Origin of the sequence: Enterobacter sp. T1-1, assembly GCF_000710795.1 — a bacterium.
Lineage (GTDB): Bacteria > Pseudomonadota > Gammaproteobacteria > Enterobacterales > Enterobacteriaceae > Enterobacter > Enterobacter cloacae.
In genome coordinates this window covers 1-623 of record NZ_JALW01000094.1, presented here as the reverse complement: position 1 = coordinate 623, position 623 = coordinate 1, and the positions used below count along the sequence as shown (strand labels likewise).

The 623-nt window shown below is 62.3% G+C and carries 1 protein-coding gene; it reads left to right on the top strand.

Going from position 1 to position 623, the window contains the following annotated elements; translation table 11 throughout:
* Positions 1-623, top strand: a 623-nt coding sequence (locus AK59_RS0122775; RefSeq protein ID WP_032618758.1) for a type VI secretion system Vgr family protein, incomplete at both ends; no start/stop codon positions are given.

The window sequence follows — 623 nt, the reverse complement described above, 5'->3', positions numbered from 1 at the left end:
CTGTGTCCAGTATCAGGAGTCGAGCCTGGACTTCATCAGCCGCCTGATGGAGCTGGAGGGAATAGCGTATTACTTCAGCCACGAGGCCGACAAACACACCCTGGTGCTCACCGATGCCGCCACGCAGCATCAGCCGTTCAGCGGTTACGAGGTCATCCCCTATCACCAGACGCCGTCCGGCGGCAGCACAGACGAAGAGGGCATCAGCCAGTGGGCGCTGGAGGACAGCGTGACGCCGGGCATTTACAGCCTCGACGACTACGACTTCCGCAAGCCGAACGCGTGGCTGTTCCAGGCGCAGCAGAACCCGGCCTCGCCGAAACCGGGCAGCATTGACGTGTACGACTGGCCTGGGCGCTTTGTGGAGACCGGGCATGCGGAGTTCTACGCCCGCATTCGCCAGGAGCGCTGGCAGGTGGAGCATCAGCAGATTCAGGCCACGGCCACGGCAGCGGGAATTGCGCCGGGCCACACCTTCACCCTGACCAACGCACCGTTCTTCAGCGATAACGGTGACTATCTGGTGACGGCGGCCGGGTATCATCTGGAAGAGAACCGCTATGCCAGCGGCGAAGGGGAGACCATTCACCGTATCGATTTCACGGTTATCCCGTCGTCGGTGT